General features: G+C 59.1%; 28 protein-coding genes. 4 read left to right on the top strand and 24 right to left on the bottom strand.

All coding sequences use genetic code 11. The features are described from left to right. Positions 1 to 18 precede the first annotated feature (18 nt). Both rplO and E4Z66_RS18810 read right to left on the bottom strand, forming a co-directional pair. A complete protein-coding gene (gene rplO / locus E4Z66_RS18805; protein ID WP_136464621.1) occupies positions 19 to 483 on the bottom strand; it encodes a 50S ribosomal protein L15 in 465 nt (154 codons plus the stop codon). 129 nt (positions 484 to 612) lie between these two features. Beyond that, a complete protein-coding gene (locus E4Z66_RS18810; RefSeq protein WP_168797835.1) occupies positions 613 to 840 on the bottom strand; it encodes a DUF1127 domain-containing protein in 228 nt (75 codons plus the stop codon). Positions 841 to 1,082: 242 nt separating this feature from the next. On the opposite strand from E4Z66_RS18810, the gene E4Z66_RS19950 reads away from it, so the two are divergent. Both E4Z66_RS19950 and E4Z66_RS18815 read left to right on the top strand, forming a co-directional pair. Next, a complete protein-coding gene (locus E4Z66_RS19950; protein ID WP_281276239.1) occupies positions 1,083 to 1,214 on the top strand; it encodes a hypothetical protein in 132 nt (43 codons plus the stop codon). Between the two features lie 227 nt (positions 1,215 to 1,441). Next, on the top strand, positions 1,442 to 2,239 hold the full coding sequence (locus tag E4Z66_RS18815) for a hypothetical protein (protein ID WP_136464623.1): 798 nt from the start codon (positions 1,442 to 1,444) through the stop codon (positions 2,237 to 2,239). Between the two features lie 142 nt (positions 2,240 to 2,381). Here the strand turns inward: E4Z66_RS18815 and rpmD are convergent, their stop codons facing one another. The 11 genes from rpmD to rpmC form a co-directional block, all read right to left on the bottom strand. Further along, complete coding sequence (gene rpmD / locus E4Z66_RS18820; protein WP_136464624.1) at positions 2,382 to 2,570, bottom strand: 50S ribosomal protein L30; 189 nt, start codon at positions 2,568 to 2,570, stop codon at positions 2,382 to 2,384. A gap of 5 nt (positions 2,571 to 2,575) precedes the next feature. After that, positions 2,576 to 3,154 (bottom strand): 30S ribosomal protein S5, encoded by a 579-nt coding sequence (rpsE, locus tag E4Z66_RS18825; RefSeq protein ID WP_136464625.1) that lies wholly within the window; start codon positions 3,152 to 3,154, stop codon positions 2,576 to 2,578. Positions 3,155 to 3,302: 148 nt separating this feature from the next. Further along, positions 3,303 to 3,662, bottom strand: a complete 360-nt coding sequence (gene rplR, locus E4Z66_RS18830) for a 50S ribosomal protein L18 (protein WP_136464626.1) — start codon at positions 3,660 to 3,662, stop codon at positions 3,303 to 3,305. Between the two features lie 11 nt (positions 3,663 to 3,673). Continuing rightward, positions 3,674 to 4,207, bottom strand: coding sequence for a 50S ribosomal protein L6 (gene rplF / locus E4Z66_RS18835; protein WP_136464627.1), 534 nt, complete (start codon positions 4,205 to 4,207; stop codon positions 3,674 to 3,676). Positions 4,208 to 4,219: 12 nt separating this feature from the next. Beyond that, the gene (gene rpsH, locus E4Z66_RS18840; protein ID WP_136464628.1) at positions 4,220 to 4,612 is read right to left on the bottom strand and encodes a 30S ribosomal protein S8; all 393 of its coding nucleotides are present in this window, start codon (positions 4,610 to 4,612) and stop codon (positions 4,220 to 4,222) included. A 12-nt stretch (positions 4,613 to 4,624) separates the two neighbouring features. Then, positions 4,625 to 4,930 (bottom strand): 30S ribosomal protein S14, encoded by a 306-nt coding sequence (rpsN, locus tag E4Z66_RS18845; RefSeq protein WP_136464629.1) that lies wholly within the window; start codon positions 4,928 to 4,930, stop codon positions 4,625 to 4,627. Positions 4,931 to 4,945: 15 nt separating this feature from the next. After that, positions 4,946 to 5,506 carry a 50S ribosomal protein L5 gene (gene rplE / locus E4Z66_RS18850; RefSeq protein WP_136464630.1) on the bottom strand — a complete coding sequence of 187 codons (561 nt, stop codon included), beginning with the start codon at positions 5,504 to 5,506 and terminating at the stop codon, positions 4,946 to 4,948. Continuing rightward, the gene (rplX, locus tag E4Z66_RS18855) at positions 5,499 to 5,810 is read right to left on the bottom strand and encodes a 50S ribosomal protein L24 (RefSeq protein WP_136464631.1); all 312 of its coding nucleotides are present in this window, start codon (positions 5,808 to 5,810) and stop codon (positions 5,499 to 5,501) included. Before rplX ends, rplE begins: the two co-directional genes overlap by 8 nt. Positions 5,811 to 5,812: 2 nt before the next feature. Next, positions 5,813 to 6,181, bottom strand: coding sequence for a 50S ribosomal protein L14 (gene rplN / locus E4Z66_RS18860; protein WP_007427594.1), 369 nt, complete (start codon positions 6,179 to 6,181; stop codon positions 5,813 to 5,815). Positions 6,182 to 6,257: 76 nt separating this feature from the next. Then, positions 6,258 to 6,488 (bottom strand): 30S ribosomal protein S17, encoded by a 231-nt coding sequence (rpsQ, locus tag E4Z66_RS18865; protein WP_136464632.1) that lies wholly within the window; start codon positions 6,486 to 6,488, stop codon positions 6,258 to 6,260. A gap of 12 nt (positions 6,489 to 6,500) precedes the next feature. Next, a complete protein-coding gene (rpmC, locus tag E4Z66_RS18870) occupies positions 6,501 to 6,701 on the bottom strand; it encodes a 50S ribosomal protein L29 (protein ID WP_136464633.1) in 201 nt (66 codons plus the stop codon). Positions 6,702 to 6,998: 297 nt separating this feature from the next. Here rpmC and E4Z66_RS18875 point away from each other — a divergent pair, with 297 nt between their 5' ends. Beyond that, on the top strand, positions 6,999 to 7,433 hold the full coding sequence (locus E4Z66_RS18875; protein WP_136464634.1) for a hypothetical protein: 435 nt from the start codon (positions 6,999 to 7,001) through the stop codon (positions 7,431 to 7,433). Between the two features lie 70 nt (positions 7,434 to 7,503). Here the strand turns inward: E4Z66_RS18875 and E4Z66_RS18880 are convergent, their stop codons facing one another. Next, positions 7,504 to 7,992 (bottom strand): bacterioferritin, encoded by a 489-nt coding sequence (locus E4Z66_RS18880; RefSeq protein ID WP_136464635.1) that lies wholly within the window; start codon positions 7,990 to 7,992, stop codon positions 7,504 to 7,506. Between the two features lie 114 nt (positions 7,993 to 8,106). Here E4Z66_RS18880 and E4Z66_RS18885 point away from each other — a divergent pair, with 114 nt between their 5' ends. Next, on the top strand, positions 8,107 to 8,724 hold the full coding sequence (locus tag E4Z66_RS18885) for a 2OG-Fe(II) oxygenase family protein (RefSeq protein ID WP_136464636.1): 618 nt from the start codon (positions 8,107 to 8,109) through the stop codon (positions 8,722 to 8,724). 249 nt (positions 8,725 to 8,973) lie between these two features. On the opposite strand, the gene rplP is transcribed toward E4Z66_RS18885, so the two are convergent. The 10 genes from rplP to E4Z66_RS18935 form a co-directional block, all read right to left on the bottom strand. Further along, positions 8,974 to 9,387, bottom strand: coding sequence for a 50S ribosomal protein L16 (rplP, locus tag E4Z66_RS18890; RefSeq protein WP_136464637.1), 414 nt, complete (start codon positions 9,385 to 9,387; stop codon positions 8,974 to 8,976). Between the two features lie 12 nt (positions 9,388 to 9,399). Next, positions 9,400 to 10,110 (bottom strand): 30S ribosomal protein S3, encoded by a 711-nt coding sequence (gene rpsC / locus E4Z66_RS18895; protein ID WP_136464638.1) that lies wholly within the window; start codon positions 10,108 to 10,110, stop codon positions 9,400 to 9,402. 4 nt (positions 10,111 to 10,114) lie between these two features. Continuing rightward, on the bottom strand, positions 10,115 to 10,492 hold the full coding sequence (gene rplV / locus E4Z66_RS18900) for a 50S ribosomal protein L22 (protein WP_136464639.1): 378 nt from the start codon (positions 10,490 to 10,492) through the stop codon (positions 10,115 to 10,117). Between the two features lie 3 nt (positions 10,493 to 10,495). After that, on the bottom strand, positions 10,496 to 10,774 hold the full coding sequence (gene rpsS, locus E4Z66_RS18905) for a 30S ribosomal protein S19 (protein ID WP_136464640.1): 279 nt from the start codon (positions 10,772 to 10,774) through the stop codon (positions 10,496 to 10,498). 3 nt (positions 10,775 to 10,777) lie between these two features. After that, a complete protein-coding gene (gene rplB / locus E4Z66_RS18910) occupies positions 10,778 to 11,620 on the bottom strand; it encodes a 50S ribosomal protein L2 (protein WP_136464641.1) in 843 nt (280 codons plus the stop codon). A 442-nt stretch (positions 11,621 to 12,062) separates the two neighbouring features. Further along, positions 12,063 to 12,359 carry a 50S ribosomal protein L23 gene (locus tag E4Z66_RS18915; protein WP_136464642.1) on the bottom strand — a complete coding sequence of 99 codons (297 nt, stop codon included), beginning with the start codon at positions 12,357 to 12,359 and terminating at the stop codon, positions 12,063 to 12,065. Then, complete coding sequence (gene rplD, locus E4Z66_RS18920; RefSeq protein WP_136464643.1) at positions 12,356 to 12,973, bottom strand: 50S ribosomal protein L4; 618 nt, start codon at positions 12,971 to 12,973, stop codon at positions 12,356 to 12,358. Before rplD ends, E4Z66_RS18915 begins: the two co-directional genes overlap by 4 nt. Then, positions 12,973 to 13,815: a 50S ribosomal protein L3 gene (rplC, locus tag E4Z66_RS18925; RefSeq protein ID WP_136464644.1), complete on the bottom strand. Its 843-nt coding sequence runs from the start codon at positions 13,813 to 13,815 to the stop codon at positions 12,973 to 12,975. The genes rplD and rplC overlap by 1 nt, the downstream gene beginning before the upstream one ends. Positions 13,816 to 13,832: 17 nt before the next feature. Next, positions 13,833 to 14,147: a 30S ribosomal protein S10 gene (rpsJ, locus tag E4Z66_RS18930; RefSeq protein WP_136464659.1), complete on the bottom strand. Its 315-nt coding sequence runs from the start codon at positions 14,145 to 14,147 to the stop codon at positions 13,833 to 13,835. Positions 14,148 to 14,359: 212 nt separating this feature from the next. Next, positions 14,360 to 14,658: elongation factor Tu (locus tag E4Z66_RS18935; protein ID WP_483923583.1), on the bottom strand; the 299-nt coding region annotated here is incomplete at its 5' end.

Genomic DNA, 14,658 nt, shown 5'->3' on the forward strand with positions numbered 1-14,658 from the left:
GGCGCTGCCCACAAGCAGTTATTCCGCCGCAGCAGCCGCAACCTTGAGCGAGCCGCCCGCTTTCTCGACAGCTTCGATAGCTGCTTTGGAAGCACCGGTCACGTCGATGTTCAGCTTTGCCGTGACGTCGCCTTTGGCCAGAACCCGGACACCGTCCAGCTTGCGGCGCACGAGGCCGGATTCAACCAGCGCGTCTTCGGTGATGTCTGTGCCCAGTTTCTTGGCGTCGACGAATTTCTGGATCAGGCCCAGGTTGACGACAGCGAACTTCTTCCGGTTCGGCTTGGTGAAGCCACGCTTGGGAAGACGTTGGTACAGCGGCATCTGGCCACCTTCGTAGCCATTGATCGCCACACCCGAACGGGATTTCTGACCTTTGATACCACGGCCGGCCATTTTACCTTTGCCGGAACCGGGGCCACGGGCCACGCGTTTCTTGGATCGTGCTGCACCGGGATTGTCCCGCAATTCATGCAGTTTCATAGCGCTTCTCCTTCGCCGGATGTGACCCACGAAGCGTAACGGGCCAACCTCGGCATTTCTTGATTTTGGACTCAGTGGCGATTTGCCACCGGGCGCGTATACCGATGGCCGCGACCGGTGGCAAGGGTTTTAGCCTTGGTTCACGTCACTCCGGCTTGCCTGGAAAGCGATGTCGTGGATCATGCCACGTGTCAGTCCGATGTCATCCAGTTCATGGTCCGACATTTCGCTGAGTTCGCGGTAGGTGCGGGAGTAGGCCGCCTGCCGCGCGTAAGCTTTCTTCGCTTCGCCGAACAGTCGCATGACGGCGCTGCCAAAATGAAACCCATGTGCCTGATTTGTGTGCGTATAAGCCATTCTCATATCCTTTTTTCTGGCCGAGGCGCATTCCCCGGCTTCATCATTTCTGATCTTGTTGAGAGAATGCCTATGTGGGGGCAGTTCGCGCCTTCACCAGTGCCGCAAGTGAGTACCAGTATTGCAATTTTCGCAAAGCTCCAGACGCCGCTTATGCCGCGTGACGAAACCGGGCCGCTATTCCCCTGACCGGGGTGGCGAGAATGGTGTTCTGTCGGGGTTTCAGCGAAGGAGTTATCGGCATGCGCAATCTCCCACTTCCCGTCTTGATCGTGGCGATTTTGGCCATCGTCATCACCATTGGGTCGCAATCCGTCCCGGCGCGGGCGGCTTCGGAACCGGTGATACAGCCGAAAGCTGCCCAAGAGTCATGACGTATCGGCGGTGAATTGCTCAGTTTGCTTAGGGGGAAAATTTCAGTGATTCATCGCGTTGCATCCGGTTTGCGCCCCTCCGCGCCTGCGGAGCGCGAAAAGCCGGCCGTGCTTGGCCACAAGGTTTGTTTGCCTGCGCCCATCAAGATAAAGTTCAATTTGTGGTGGAAGATTCCAGCAGACTCATTAACCGAAATGTTCCGGCCAAGCATTACAAGAGCCGCATGATGTCCTTTGATACTCCGGAATGGCAAAGACGGCTGGCCGAGGCGCGAGAAGCCCGTGCCAAAGTGCTGGCGGAACGGTCAGGTGCGTCCGCGCCTCCCGCGCCGGAGAGCGCGGCGCCAATCACCGCCATGCCGGAGGCCTCCAAGTCCGAAGCATTTGCGCCAGTAGTGCCGGGATCGGAGCCTACTGCGCCCTCATCGGCCCCACCAACGCCCCTGAGCTTTCTCCAGCCCCCGGAATTGGCTCCGCCCCCTGCCCCGCCGCCGCCTTCGCGCGTTCAAAGACACACCGCGACGTTCTTCGGCGCGCTACAGGGCGTGGGACTGGGATTGCTGATTGCGCTTGTCGGCCTGATGGCATTGACGCTTCTGCTTCCGGGGGAACCTGTCTTGATGCCGGGTACGGAACGGACGGACCTTGCCTCTCTTCCCGCGCCCATAGCGCGTGCGGAGACGAATTTGGTGGCCCGCGCGCAAGCCTTGGATCTTGGGGTCGGCCAAGACGCTGTGGCCCAACCCGGCGGGGTGCCCGCGGGTACGGGCCGCGAAGATTTGAACCTTGTTCTGATCCTAGCCGCGCAACACGAGGCTTTGTCGCCTTTGTTCGATGTCGGTCAGGTGGAAATTCGGACCACACCGCTCGACGTGCCCCATAGCACAGTGCAATTTTTCAACGATGCGGATGCCGCAGTGGCGCAAGGAATTGCAGACAGCCTTGGCGCAACACTCGTTGACCTGCGTGGGGCAGAGCCCTCGCAGCCGGTCGGAACCATCACGGTCTACCTCGCGCACCGCTAGGCGTACCGCTCTGGCGCGTGGCCCAAAGGCGCGCAGCGTCGCACGCATGCCCCTACCATGCCCCGACACCACAAAGAAAAACCCCGGCCACAGTGGACCGGGGTTCTCCAAATTCGGTTGCCGGGATGACCCGGCGGCGGGCTTAGCCGCGCTCTTCGATGATTTCCACCAGATGCGGGATCTTGTTGACCATGCCGCGAACAGAGGGAGTGTCCTCAAGCTCACGCGTCTTGTGCATCTTGTTCAGGCCCAGGCCAATCAATGTGGCACGTTGTTCCTGCGGGCGGCGGATCGGGGAACCGATCTGCTTGACGACGATTGTCTTAGCCATTTGGATCAGGCCTCCTCAGCGACTTGAGATTGTTCGGTCGGCGCTTCGTCCCGCTTGGGCAGGATGTCAGCGACCTTCTTGCCGCGACGCTGTGCAACGGAGCGCGGCGATTGCTCTTTTTGCAGACCGTCGATGGTGGCGCGGATCATGTTGTAGGGGTTCTGAGTCCCGATGGACTTGGAAACCACGTCCTTGACGCCGAGCATTTCGAAAACGGCACGCATCGGACCACCTGCGATGATCCCGGTACCTTCCGGAGCGGTCCGCATGACCACCTTACCGGCGCCGTGACGGCCTTCCATGTCGTGGTGCAGCGTACGACCTTCGCGCAGCGGCACGCGGATCATCTGACGCTTGGCTTGCTCGGTCGCCTTGCGGATCGCCTCGGGCACCTCTTTGGCTTTACCCTTGCCGAAACCGACGCGGCCTTTTTGGTCGCCCACAACCACAAGAGCGGCGAAGCCAAAGCGCTTACCACCTTTTACGGTCTTGGACACACGGTTGATCGCCACCAGACGATCTGCGAATTCGGGGGCCTCCTCCTCGCGGTTGCGACGGGGGCGGCGGTTCTCACGTTCTGCCATTTGGCATTCCTTCATTTGGTGGCGCGTGCGCCAATTGTTTCAACCCAAGTGCCCGGATCGGGTCCGTGGCCCGGGTCATCGGGGCAGCGCGTACGCTGCCCTCTCGTCTTGTGAGCGCGTCAGGCCAAAGGCCGCGACGCGCCAAGGCTCAGATCTTCAGACCGCCTTCGCGGGCTGCGTCTGCCAATGCCTTGATCTTGCCGTGGAACAGGAAACCGCCGCGATCGAAATAGGCTTCGGTCACACCGGCCTTTTTCGCACGCTCTGCGATCGCTGCACCGACCTTGGAGGCCGCTTCGACGTTGTTCTTGCCGAAGATGCCCAGGTCTTTTTCCATCGAGGATGCCGCGGCCAGTGTCACACCGTTCACGTCGTCGATCAGCTGAACGCTGATGTTCTTGTTCGAACGGTGAACGCTCAGACGTGCACGACCGGCGTTGACCTTGCGCAGTTTGTTCCGGACACGCAGGCGGCGCTTCAGGAACAGGGTCCGTTTGTTGTTTGCCATCTTGCTGGTCCTTACTTCTTCTTGCCTTCCTTACGGAAGACATACTCATCCTTGTAGCGGATACCTTTGCCTTTATAGGGCTCGGGCTTACGCCATTCGCGGATTTTTGCGGCGGTCTCACCAACCAATTGCTGGTCGATGCCTTCGACAACGATCTCGGTCTGCTTCGGCGCGGTTACGGTCACGCCTTCGGGCGCGACGAAATCCACGTCATGCGACAGGCCGAGGTTCAGCTTCAGAGTGTTGCCCTGAACCTGAGCACGATAACCAACACCTTGGATTTCAAGCTCTTTCTTGAAACCGTCGGTCACGCCGGTCACGCAGTTCTGAACCTGCGTGCGGGACATGCCCCACTGTTGGCGCGCGCGCTTGGACTTGCCGCGCGGCTCGACGGACACAACATTGTCCTCGACCGTCAGCGTCACGTCGTCGGTTGCGGTGAAGCTACGGGTGCCTTTCGGACCTTTCACTTCGATCGTTTGGCCAGAGAGCGTTGCGGACACGCCGCTCGGCAGCTCGACCGGTTTTTTCCCAATACGAGACATCTCAAGCTCTCCTTAGAACAGGGTGCAAAGCACTTCGCCGCCAACATTCTGGCTGCGTGCGTTTGCATCCGACATCACGCCCTTGGAGGTGGAGACGATGGAAACGCCCAGACCCTGACGGACCTGAGGAATGTCGTTCACACCCATATACACGCGGCGGCCCGGCTTGGAGACACGCTTCAGTTCGCGGATCACCGGTTCGCCTTCGTAATACTTCAGGCTGATTTCAATTGCGGGATGGCCGGCGGCGTCCGTGGATTCTTCGAAACCGCGGATATAACCTTCGTCTGCCATCACTTCGAGAACCCGCTTACGCAGCTTCGACGCCGGCGTCATCACAGTGGACTTGCCGCGCATCTGGCTGTTGCGGATACGGGTGAGCATATCGCCGATAGGATCGTTCATCTCGTACCCTCCTTACCAGCTCGATTTGACCAAACCGGGGATCTGGCCGTTGGAGCCAAGGTCCCGCAGCGCGATCCGGGAGACCTTCAGCTTACGATAGTAAGCGTGCGGACGACCGGTCAGCTGGCAACGGTTGTGAAGACGAGTCGCCGAGCTGTTGCGCGGCAGTTTCGCCAGCTTCAGGGAGGCGCGGAAACGCTCTTCCATCGGCTTGCTCTCGTCGTTGATGATTTCCTTAAGTTCAGCGCGCTTGGCGGCGTATTTTTCCACCAGCTTCTGACGCTTCACTTCACGGGCGATCATGGATTTCTTAGCCATGTGTCTGTTCCCCTCTTACGCGGTGAAAGGCATGCTGAAATGCTTCAGCAGGCTCTTTGCTTCCGCGTCTGTTTGCGCGGTGGTGGTGATGATGATGTCCATGCCCCAAACCTCATCGACTTTGTCGAAATCGATTTCAGGGAAGACGATGTGTTCCTTGATACCCATGGCGAAGTTGCCACGGCCATCGAAGGACGGCTTCACACCACGGAAGTCACGAATACGCGGCATCGCGATGGTGGTCAGACGGTCAAGGAATTCATACATCCGGTCACCACGCAGGGTCACCTTGGCACCAAGCGGCATCTCTTCACGAACACGGAAGCCCGCGATGGACTTCTTCGCTTTCGTGGCCAGAGCCTTCTGACCAGCAATCGCAGTCAGATCCTCGACAGCGGCTTTCGCCTTCTTGCTGTCTTTGACGGCTTCAGCACCGCAGCCGATGTTCAGAACGATCTTGTCCAGACGCGGGATCTGCATGTCGTTCTTGTAGCCGAACTCTTCTTTCAAGGCAGCACGGATGGTGTCCTTGTAAGACGCTTTGAGGCGCGGCGTGTAGTTTGCGGAATCAAGCATCGATCACGTCCCCTGTTGTCTTGGCGAAGCGAACCTTCTTGTCGCCTTCCACACGGAAGCCAACGCGGGTCGGTTTGCCATTCTTGTCCAGGATCGCCAGGTTCGACAGATCGATCGGGAGCGCCTTGGGAAGGCGGCCACCTTGCGATGTCTGGGACTGACGGGTGTGGCGGATCGCGACGTTCACGCCATCCACAACGGCTTTACCGGCTTTCGGGTCAACGGAAGCAATTGTGCCTTCCTTGCCCTTGTCCTTGCCGGACAGCACGACGACCTTGTCGCCTTTTTTCAGCTTGGCAGCCATGATTACAGCACCTCCGGAGCGAGCGAGATGATCTTCATGAAGTTCTTCGCACGCAGCTCGCGCACAACCGGCCCGAAGATACGGGTGCCAACAGGCTCGCCCGCGTTATTCAGGATAACGGCCGCGTTGCGATCGAAACGGATTGCGGTGCCGTCTTCACGACGGACCTCTTTGGCGGTGCGAACGACGACGGCCTTACGGACGTCACCTTTCTTTACGCGACCGCGCGGGATGGCTTCCTTGACGGACACCACGATGATGTCGCCAACAGACGCATATTTGCGCTTGGAACCACCCAGGACCTTGATGCACTGAACTCGGCGTGCGCCGGAGTTGTCAGCAACATCCAGATTGGTCTGCATCTGGATCATTTGGTTTCTCCTGACCTGTGGGGGCTGGTCTGGTTATGTCCCCCATGGTTTCTCTCAAACCGGAAGGTGTGTCGGCTTACGCCTCCAGCACCTCCCAGCGCTTCGTCTTGGATTTCGGTGCGCATTCGATGATGCGAACCGAGTCGCCCACTTTGTAGGCGTTCTTCTCGTCGTGAGCCCGGTACTTCTTGGACTTACGAATGGTCTTTTTCAGAACCGGGTGTGTGAAGCGACGCTCCACGGAAACGGTCACGGTCTGGGCGTTTGCGTCGGAAGTCACGACGCCTTGCAGGATACGCTTGGGCATGTCGGTCTTTCCTTACTCTGCCGCCGCTTGGGCTTTTTCGTTCAGAATGGTCTTGACCCGCGCGGCATCGCGGCGGACTTGACGCATACGTGCAGGGTTTTCCAGAGAACCGGTCGCCTGCTGGAAGCGCAGGTTGAAGCTCTCTTTCTTGAGATTGGCCAGCTCATCGCGGAGCTGATCCGGCGTTTTGTCACGCAGTTCTTGGGCGTTCATCGCCTGTTCCTTTCAACATCACCGGAGAGCGCCGTTGCCGGGTTACCCTAAAAGCCGGTGGAGGGTGTCATAAAAACGAATCCCGGCAGTGCCGGGATGGGGTCGTATAGACACCAGGCGCCCACATGGCAAGCCCTGCGTATCGATTGCGGAATGTTGCCACTTTTTGCCGATGCGCGTAGTTTTGTTACACGATATACGGGAAACATATACACTATATTTAGTCAGTTCCATCCGCAGGCGATTTGATCCGGGCCCGCCCCTACCACCTCTTGGAGACATTGCTTGAATGTACCAGTGACCGCAGATGTCGGGCGGACCGCCCAAGACATCTCTGAAGATTTACTTTCGCTCGCAACCCAGGGCCTGTTGTCCTGCGAGTTCAGCAAGTTTGAGCCCTGTTTCGCGATCCCGTGCCTATTTGAAAGCTTCGACGCCAAACGCAACGTCGGGACCAACGCCGAGTTGGAAGCGTTCTTTCTCAAGATATGCAAAAGATGTGCTGTGATCGGCGTTAACGACATAGCGCCGCATTGTGTTCAGGCCAGTTTTCACGGCGAAGACAAGATAACATTCCTGTACGAGACGCGGCTTTTACACGGCACTCAACTGTTGCACGACCCCTATCCATCCTATTCGGAAGCGCGCCGGATCGACGGGGCTTGGCGTGTGGTCCAATGCAGTTACGCGGTCGACAGCACCAGCGAGATCACCAGGCTTTTTGAATTCTAAGACCCCTGCCCCGGTATCCGCGCCCGTTGGAACGGGGATACCGGCACAGAAGTGTCGCAGCTAGGCCGCCTTATGCGTCCGCATTTTCCTCCGCCGCACCGACGAACTTGGATGCATAGCGCTCCTCGCCCAGACGGTCGAGCAGGCTCAGCTGCAGATCAAGCCAGTTCTGGTGGCCGACCTCATCGATCGCGATCTCTTCGAACAGCGCCTTGCTGGCCAGATCATCCGCGTCATAGGCGGCTTTGGACGCACGGGTGTAGAAGGTGATCGCTTCTTTCTCGTCCTTGAGATCGGATGAAAACATCTCGCTCAATGACCCCGCAACCTTCGGCGGCGCGGCAAAAGCCATCTCGGGCTCCCCGCCCAACTCGAAAATGCGCGTCATGAAACGGTCCGAATGCCCAAGTTCTTCGGCAAACTCCTCGCGCATCTTCGCGGCGAGCCGATCCAGCCCCCAATCATCCAGCACCTGCGCATGCAATTGGTACTGGTGCGCGGCGGTCAACTCCATCTGCAAGGCGGTGTTGAGGTTCTTCAATGTGGTGTCGTTCGACATGTCCCCGGTCTCCAATGGTGTCGTGTCAGCTGCATCTTGCCCCTTTAACTTGGGGTGTCATTGATCGGCGTCAAACCCCTCGCCCAAAAAGGCTGGCTGCGGTAGACCTCCCGCATGACCAAAATCGAATCTCTCTTCTCCACCCGCCTCTACCACGCCGCTTTGTCCGACCATGGGGCCATCCACCCGGGCGAACTCGAAACCTCCTGCTATTCCATTGCCGAGGATGACGAGGCCGGCCAGGACTGGTGCGAAGAGAACGGGTATCCCGGCTACACATCCTATGCGTCACTGCCAGACCTGCCGTGGCGCTCGCCGATCTTCGCGGAACTGGTCAAAGTGCTAGACGCCCATGTGGCCGCCTTTGCAAAGGATCTCGACTGGGACTTGGGCGACGGCAAGCTGGAGTTGGAGGATATCTGGATCAACATCCTGCCCGAGGGCGGCATCCACACCTCACATATCCACCCACATTCGGTAATCTCCGGCACGACATATGTCGCAGTGCCGGAAGGCGCAGGCGCCCTGAAACTCGAAGACCCCCGGTCTTCCCGCATGATGGCCGCGCCGCCGCGCCGCAAAGATGCCCGGCGCGAATTGCAACCCTTCATCTATGTCCAACCCGCCGTCGGCGACGTCCTACTGTGGGAAAGCTGGCTGCGCCACGAAGTCCCGATGAACATGTCCGAAGACGAACGCATCTCGATCAGCTTCAATTACAAGTGGGTGTAACCCCGGCACGCAGGCCCTAGCCAAAAGCGGTTCTCACACTCCCGGCACCCTGCAGCTTCATTGTTCGCAAAAAACTCCGGAGCGCGAGGCAGAGCCTCGCTCGCAAGCTCACCGCCTCCAAACCGGCCAAGGCTCCCAGTACCCAAACGAAAAACCCCGCCGCTCGCGCGACGGGGTTTTCTTTTTTCATCCGAGTGTCGGCCGCGTCGCTTTCCATCGGAAATCGACTGCCGTGCTCGCAAGGAAGACTTACCAGTCTTCGCGAACAACCACGCGGGTTTTGATCGGCAGTTTCATCGCCGCAAGACGCAGGGCTTCGCGTGCGACTTCGTCACCGACACCGTCGATTTCGAACATCACGCGGCCCGGCTTGACCTTGCAGGCCCAGCGGTCGACGGAACCTTTACCTTTACCCATACGAACTTCGATGGGCTTGGCTGTGATCGGCACATCCGGGAAGATCCGGATCCAGACGCGACCTTGACGTTTCATGTGACGCGTCATGGCCCGACGGGCGGCTTCGATCTGACGTGCGGTAACACGTTCCGGTTCCAGCGCTTTAAGACCGTAGGTGCCGAAGTTCAGGTCAGACCCGCCCTTCGCCTTGCCCTTGATCGAGCCTTTGAACTGCTTGCGGAATTTTGTGCGTTTAGGCTGAAGCATTGTTCAACTCCCTCAGCGGCGACCGCCACCAGCACCACGTGGTGCGGGGCCGTCCTGCATTTCCTGCGCGCGACGTTCACGGGCCGACGGGTCATGTTCCATGATCTCACCTTTGAAGATCCAGACCTTGATCCCGATGATCCCGTAAGGTGTCATCGCTTCGGAATGTGCGTAATCGATATCCGCGCGAAGCGTGTGCAGCGGCACCCGACCCTCACGATACCATTCGGTGCGCGCAATCTCTGCACCGCCCAGACGACCAGCGACGTTCACCCGGATACCCAGGGCGCCCATGCGCATGGCGTTCTGCACGGCGCGCTTCATGGCGCGGCGGAAGGACACACGACGCTCAAGCTGTTGTGCGATGCTCTCGCCCACCAGCTGCGCGTCCAGCTCCGGCTTGCGCACTTCAACGATGTTGAGGTGCAGCTCGCTGTCGGTCATCTTGGCAAGCTTCTTGCGCAGAACTTCGATGTCCGCGCCTTTCTTGCCGATGATGACGCCGGGGCGGGCCGTGTGGATCGTAACGCGGCACTTCTTGTGCGGACGTTCGATGATCACGCGGGCAACACCGGCCTGCTTGCATTCTTCCTTGATGAAGTCACGGATCTTGATGTCCTCCAGCAGGAGGTTCCCGTAATCCTTCGTGTCGGCGTACCAACGGCTGTCCCAGGTGCGGTTGACCTGAAGGCGCATACCGATCGGATTGACTTTCTGACCCATACTATCAGGCCTCCTCGATCTGGCGGACCTTGATGGTCAGCTCGCTGAACGGCTTGATGATCTTGCCGAAACGACCACGTGCCCGCGGGCGACCGCGTTTCATGGTCAGGTTCTTGCCAACCCAGGCTTCCGCCACGATCAGCTCATCCACGTCCAGATTGTGGTTGTTCTCGGCGTTCGCAATCGCGGACTGAAGGCATTTCTTCACATCCTCTGCGATCCGCTTCTTGGAGAACGTCAGATCGGTCAGCGCCGCATCGACTTTCTTGCCGCGGATCATTGCGGCCACGAGGTTCAGTTTCTGCGGGCTGGTGCGAAGCATGCGGACTTTCGCCATTGCTTCGTTATCTGCCACGCGGCGGGGGTTCTTTTCCTTGCCCATGACTTACTTCCGCTTCGCTTTTTTATCGGCGGCGTGACCGTAATAGGTCCGCGTCGGCGAATATTCACCGAACTTCTGACCAATCATGTCCTCGGTGATGTTCACCGGGATATGCTTCTGGCCATTGTAGACACCGAAGGTGAGGCCCACGAACTGGGGCAGAATGGTGGAACGGCGGGACCAGATCTTGATCACGTCGTTGCGGCCGCTTTCGCGTGCGGCCTCGGCCTTCTTGAGGACATAAGAGTCGACAAAAGGACCTTTCCAAACAGAGCGAGACATGTCTTAGCGCCCTTTCTTCTTGGCGTGCCGCGAGCGGATGATGAGCTTCTGGCTGGCCTTGTTGGTGTTGCGGGTGCGCTTGCCCTTGGTCGGCTTGCCCCAAGGGGACACGGGGTGACGACCACCGGAGGTCCGGCCTTCACCACCACCATGGGGGTGGTCGATCGGGTTCATGACGACACCACGGACGCTCGGGCGGATACCTTTGTGGCGGTTCCGGCCAGCTTTACCCATGTTCTGGTTCGAGTTGTCGGGGTTCGACACCGCGCCAACCGTTGCCATGCATTCCTGACGAACCATGCGCAGTTCGCCCGAGGACAGGCGGATCTGAGCGTAGCCACCGTCACGACCCACGAACTGGGCATAGGTACCGGCTGCGCGTGCGATCTGACCGCCTTTGCCCGGCTTCAGTTCGATGTTGTGAACGATCGTACCGATCGGCATGCCCGAGAACGGCATGGTGTTGCCCGGCTTGATGTCAGCCTTGGCAGAGGAGATGACCTTGTCACCAACCGCCAGACGCTGCGGTGCGAGGATATAGGCTTGCTCGCCATCCTCGTATTTCACCAGCGCGATGAACGCGGTCCGGTTGGGGTCATATTCGATCCGCTCGACCGTGGCCGAGACATCGAACTTGTTCCGTTTGAAATCGACGATCCGATAGAGGCGCTTTGCCCCGCCGCCCTTGCGGCGCATCGTGATCCGTCCGGTGTTGTTGCGGCCACCATTCTTGGTGAGACCTTCGGTCAGCGCCTTGACGGGGCGCCCCTTCCACAGCTCCGAACGGTCGATCAGAACCAGCCCACGCTGGCCCGGCGTCGTCGGCTTGTACGACTTGAGTGCCATGTTACTGTCTTCCGTTTGCTAAACGAGCGAGGCACGCCCCGCCCTATGGTTTTAGGCCCCCGTAGGTGCCAGGTAGAATACTCTTGCGAGCAAAACGCAAAGCCCCGGACGAATCCGGGGCCGTAGCGGATGAGGTCGTTTAGGGGATGGGCCACCAGTGGTCAAGTGGCAGCGGCGGTCAATCGCGATTGTGTCCGGTGATTGCCCCATGCGCGCTTGAAACGGATTGATGTGCCTGTAGCCATCCGTCGGTCCACCGGTCCGGGGTTGCGCATATCCGCAAGCCGTCGGCGGAAAGAAACAGTCGCAATTCGTCAAACAACTTTAGGCAAAAACAGTTGCCGTATTCGGCGAAACGCGAGCTGCCAAACGAAAACCCCGGCCTGTCTCCAGACCGGGGTTTCCAAATTTCGTAGGGTACGCTTCAGCGTACCTTAGCCGATCACAGACCGGTGGACACGTCGATCGTGTTGCCCTCTTCGAGCGTGACATAGGCTTTCTTGACGTCTTTCCGCTTGCCCATCTGGCCGCGGAAGCGTTTCACTTTGCCTTTGGTGATGGTCGTGTTGACCGACTTCACCTTCACGCCAAAGAGCGTTTCAACCGCTTCTTTGATCTGCGGTTTCGCCGCGTCGATCGCCACTTCGAAGACCACCGCGCCGTTTTCGGACGCCATGGTGGCTTTCTCGGTGATGATCGGACGGCGGATCACGTCGTAATGTTCTGCCTTGGCACTCATTTCAGTCGAGCCTCCAGTGCTTCGACGCCCGCCTTCGTGATCACCAGAGTGTCACGCTTGAGGATGTCGTATACGTTTGCGCCCATGGACGGCAGGATATCCAGACCTTCGATGTTGCGCGCTGCCTTGGCGAAGCTTTCGTTCACCTCGGCCCCGTCAATGACCAGCGCACGCTTCCACCCCAGATCCTTGACCTGCTTGGCCAGATCCTTGGTTTTGCCAGCGGAATCCGCAGCTTCGATCACGACCAGTTCGCCAGCTTTCGCTTTTGCGGACAGCGCGTGTTTCAGACCCAGCTTGCGGAATTTCTTCGGCAGATCATGGGCGTGCGAACGCGGTGTCGGGCCTTTGTAGATACCACCTTTACGGAAGATCGGCGCGTTACGGTCACCGTGGCGTGCGCCGCCGGTGCCTTTTTGGCGATAGATCTTCTTGGTGGAATAGGACGTTTCCGACCGTGTCTTGACCTTGTGTGTGCCCTGCTGCGCCTTGTTACGCTGCCAGCGGACCACGCGGTGCAGGATGTCGGCACGCGGTTCCAGACCGAAGAGAGCTTCGTCCAGGTCCACGCTGCCAGCGCTGCCGCCGTCCAGTTTGATGACGTCGAGTTTCATTATTCGTCACCCTCTTGCTTGTCGGCTTCGATGGATGCTTCCGCTTCCGCCTCTGCCGCTGCTTCCTGAGCTGCTTGCTCTTCAGCCAGACGCTTGGCTTCTGCTTCGGCTTCCGCTGCGGCGGCTGCCGCTGCTTCTTCCGCTGCTTTCGCCGCTTCTTCGGCTGCCGATTTCAGGGCCGCCGGCAGGATCGCATTGTCAGGGAACGGCTTTTTTACCGCATCCTTGATCGTAACCCAGCCACCTTTGGAGCCCGGAACCGCGCCTTTGACCATGATCAGGCCGCGTTCGCTGTCTGTCTTGACGACTTCCAGGTTCTGCGTCGTTACGCGGGCTGCGCCCATGTGACCGGCCATTTTCTTGCCTTTGAAAACCTTGCCCGGATCCTGACACTGACCGGTCGAACCGTGCGAACGGTGCGAGATCGACACACCGTGCGTGGCGCGCAGACCGCCAAAGTTGTGCCGTTTCATGGCACCGGCAAAGCCTTTACCGATGGATGTGCCTGCCACGTCGACATACTGACCGGCGAAGTAATGATCGGCGGTGATTTCCTCACCAACGGCGATCATGTTCTCCGGATCGACGCGGAATTCCGCCATCTTCCGCTTCGGTTCCACCTTTGCAACGGCGAAGTGACCGCGCATCGCTTTGGAGGTCCGCTTGACCTTGGCTGTGCCTGCGCCGAGCTGAACGGCGGTGTAGCCGTCTTTCTCGGGCGTGCGCTGAGCCACGACCTGAAGCTTGTCCAGTTGCAGAACGGTGACGGGGATTTGCTTCCCGTCTTCCATGAACAGGCGGGTCATACCCACCTTTTTCGCAATAACGCCAGAGCGCAACATATCAACTGCCCTCCTGATTACGCTTGCAGCTTGATCTCGACGTCCACGCCAGCCGCGAGGTCGAGCTTCATCAGCGCGTCCACGGTCTGGGGGGTCGGATCAACGATATCCAGCAGACGCTTGTGCGTGCGGATTTCGAACTGGTCACGGGATTTCTTGTCAACGTGCGGGCCGCGCAGAACGGTGAACTTTTCGATCTTGTTCGGCAGCGGGATCGGGCCACGTACAGAGGCGCCTGTCCGCTTTGCGGTGTTCACGATTTCCTGCGTGCTGGCATCCAGCACACGGTAATCGAACGCCTTAAGGCGGATCCGGATATTTTGGCTTTGAATGGCCATTTTCTCTTTTCCCCAAAAGCAGGGTTTAAGCGGAGAGGAAGAAGGACGGAATTATCCCGCTTCATCGCGCCGGTCTCTAGGTAATGCGCCTCCGAATGAGATTTCACTCGGGGGCGCGGTGGGCACGTTGTGCCCGGGGTCTTCTTGTGTCTCCGGCAGGGATCGGGAACCGGTCCTGCTGGCGTCACGGGTAAGCGCTGATGCGCTTACTCGATGATTTTGGAGACGACGCCGGCGCCGACGGTGCGGCCGCCTTCGCGGATGGCGAAACGCAGGCCGTCTTCCATCGCGATCGGGGCGATCAGCTCAACGGTGAAACCAACGTTGTCGCCCGGCATCACCATCTCGGTGCCTTCGGCCAGCGTCACGGTGCCGGTCACGTCTGTCGTCCGGAAGTAGAACTGCGGACGGTAGTTCGCGAAGAACGGCGTGTGACGGCCACCTTCCTCTTTGGTGAGGATGTAGGCTTCGGCTTCGAACTTCGTGTGCGGGGTCACGGAGCCCG

The organism is Aliishimia ponticola (assembly GCF_004803475.1).
Taxonomy (GTDB): domain Bacteria; phylum Pseudomonadota; class Alphaproteobacteria; order Rhodobacterales; family Rhodobacteraceae; genus Aliishimia; species Aliishimia ponticola.

Coding starts and splice junctions, on each gene's coding strand:
- rplC (WP_136464644.1), bottom strand. CDS start 13,815: ATGTTGCGCTCTGGCGTTATTGCGAAAAAGGTGGGTATGACCCGCCTG.
- rplP (WP_136464637.1), bottom strand. CDS start 9,387: ATGCTTCAGCCTAAACGCACAAAATTCCGCAAGCAGTTCAAAGGCTCG.
- rplD (WP_136464643.1), bottom strand. CDS start 12,973: ATGAAACTCGACGTCATCAAACTGGACGGCGGCAGCGCTGGCAGCGTG.
- rpsN (WP_136464629.1), bottom strand. CDS start 4,930: ATGGCTAAGAAATCCATGATCGCCCGTGAAGTGAAGCGTCAGAAGCTG.
- rpsC (WP_136464638.1), bottom strand. CDS start 10,110: ATGGGTCAGAAAGTCAATCCGATCGGTATGCGCCTTCAGGTCAACCGC.
- E4Z66_RS19950 (WP_281276239.1), top strand. CDS start 1,083: ATGCGCAATCTCCCACTTCCCGTCTTGATCGTGGCGATTTTGGCCATC.
- rpsQ (WP_136464632.1), bottom strand. CDS start 6,488: ATGCCCAAGCGTATCCTGCAAGGCGTCGTGACTTCCGACGCAAACGCC.
- rplF (WP_136464627.1), bottom strand. CDS start 4,207: ATGTCTCGTATTGGGAAAAAACCGGTCGAGCTGCCGAGCGGCGTGTCC.
- E4Z66_RS18810 (WP_168797835.1), bottom strand. CDS start 840: ATGGCTTATACGCACACAAATCAGGCACATGGGTTTCATTTTGGCAGC.
- rplB (WP_136464641.1), bottom strand. CDS start 11,620: ATGGCACTCAAGTCGTACAAGCCGACGACGCCGGGCCAGCGTGGGCTG.
- rplO (WP_136464621.1), bottom strand. CDS start 483: ATGAAACTGCATGAATTGCGGGACAATCCCGGTGCAGCACGATCCAAG.
- rpmD (WP_136464624.1), bottom strand. CDS start 2,570: ATGGCTAAGACAATCGTCGTCAAGCAGATCGGTTCCCCGATCCGCCGC.
- rplX (WP_136464631.1), bottom strand. CDS start 5,810: ATGGCTGCCAAGCTGAAAAAAGGCGACAAGGTCGTCGTGCTGTCCGGC.
- E4Z66_RS18880 (WP_136464635.1), bottom strand. CDS start 7,992: ATGTCGAACGACACCACATTGAAGAACCTCAACACCGCCTTGCAGATG.
- E4Z66_RS18815 (WP_136464623.1), top strand. CDS start 1,442: ATGTCCTTTGATACTCCGGAATGGCAAAGACGGCTGGCCGAGGCGCGA.
- rplE (WP_136464630.1), bottom strand. CDS start 5,506: ATGCTTGATTCCGCAAACTACACGCCGCGCCTCAAAGCGTCTTACAAG.
- rpsE (WP_136464625.1), bottom strand. CDS start 3,154: ATGGCAGAACGTGAGAACCGCCGCCCCCGTCGCAACCGCGAGGAGGAG.
- E4Z66_RS18885 (WP_136464636.1), top strand. CDS start 8,107: ATGACCAAAATCGAATCTCTCTTCTCCACCCGCCTCTACCACGCCGCT.
- E4Z66_RS18915 (WP_136464642.1), bottom strand. CDS start 12,359: ATGAGTGCCAAGGCAGAACATTACGACGTGATCCGCCGTCCGATCATC.
- rpmC (WP_136464633.1), bottom strand. CDS start 6,701: ATGAACGCCCAAGAACTGCGTGACAAAACGCCGGATCAGCTCCGCGAT.
- rplR (WP_136464626.1), bottom strand. CDS start 3,662: ATGGCAAACAACAAACGGACCCTGTTCCTGAAGCGCCGCCTGCGTGTC.
- rpsS (WP_136464640.1), bottom strand. CDS start 10,774: ATGTCTCGCTCTGTTTGGAAAGGTCCTTTTGTCGACTCTTATGTCCTC.
- rplV (WP_136464639.1), bottom strand. CDS start 10,492: ATGGGCAAGGAAAAGAACCCCCGCCGCGTGGCAGATAACGAAGCAATG.
- rplN (WP_007427594.1), bottom strand. CDS start 6,181: ATGATCCAGATGCAGACCAATCTGGATGTTGCTGACAACTCCGGCGCA.
- rpsH (WP_136464628.1), bottom strand. CDS start 4,612: ATGAACGATCCTATCGGCGATATGCTCACCCGTATCCGCAACAGCCAG.